This window comes from Vibrio sp. YT-19(2023) (assembly GCF_033337395.1).
This window is the reverse complement of sequence record NZ_JAWOQN010000269.1, coordinates 1-876: the sequence shown is the minus strand read 5'-3', so window position 1 is coordinate 876 and position 876 is coordinate 1. Positions and strand designations below refer to the sequence as shown.

The window sequence follows — 876 nt, the reverse complement described above, 5'->3', positions numbered from 1 at the left end:
CTGACAGACAAGTTGTTCACCGAAAGACTGGTTTGAGAAGACATCCCGTATCCTTGTGTTTGATATAGCAAATAAACCTAGAGCAATGGTGATGGCGCTGAATTCCTGCTGCTTTCCATTGCTCTGGTACTCATTAGTTGTAGAGGTGGGGAGCAACCGCTTCTGCTGAGCTCATCGCCTGTAAATGCAAAAACTGTTCATGGGCGCGAGTGACATGGTCCAGCTCTATCATCCATTGAGCATTGCGCTGCGCAGAGCAAAATGCGGCCATGTGTGCAAGTAAGTCCTCACTTTGCTGGCCGAGTAGGTGGCCAACACGCTCAATCAGCTCATGGCTTTCAAGTTGCAAAAATTGGAACAGCGCATAAGTTTGGTTGAGGGCTGAAAATGCGTCGCGCTGTAATCCCAATTTGTTGAGGATCTCAGATTGCGCCACGCTCGCATCGCGTAATCCGCTGACCAGACACACAAATTGGCAAGGCTTGGTAAGGTCATTCTCTAGCGCCTTATGGATATGGCTAGGCAAGTGATTGAGCACATCTTCGTATAAGCGATGAGCTTCTGGCCAATGGCCTTGCTCCATCAATTGCTCCGCTTTCAAATAGCGCATCCAGCATTGCTCAATATTCATGTCCATCTCCACAAAAGTTGATTTGCTGAAGATATTAAATGAAATTGATTATCAATTGCAAGTGCGTATTGTTTTCATTTTTATGGTCATAAAGTGTGCGATTAAACCATGGTGTAAGCTAAATCACTTAAAATTAAACAAATAATCTCTACACTCAAGTTACGACAATAAGAAAAAGGAAGCGGATATGGCAATACTAAGATTGGAACCTCAACAGCTGTATTCTGTAGCGGATCTAGAGAATA

At 44.2% G+C, this 876-nt stretch carries 1 protein-coding gene; it reads right to left on the bottom strand.

Going from position 1 to position 876, the window contains the following annotated elements; all coding sequences use genetic code 11:
- Positions 1-133: 133 nt before the first annotated feature.
- Positions 134-631, bottom strand: coding sequence for a hypothetical protein (locus R7E78_RS25340; protein ID WP_015313576.1), 498 nt, complete (start codon positions 629-631; stop codon positions 134-136).
- Between the last annotated feature and the right edge of the window lie 245 nt (positions 632-876).

What these genes read in the sequence shown, in the direction of transcription:
- R7E78_RS25340 (WP_015313576.1), bottom strand. Translation starts at nt 631, where the DNA reads ATGAATATTGAGCAATGCTGGATGCGCTATTTGAAAGCGGAGCAATTG.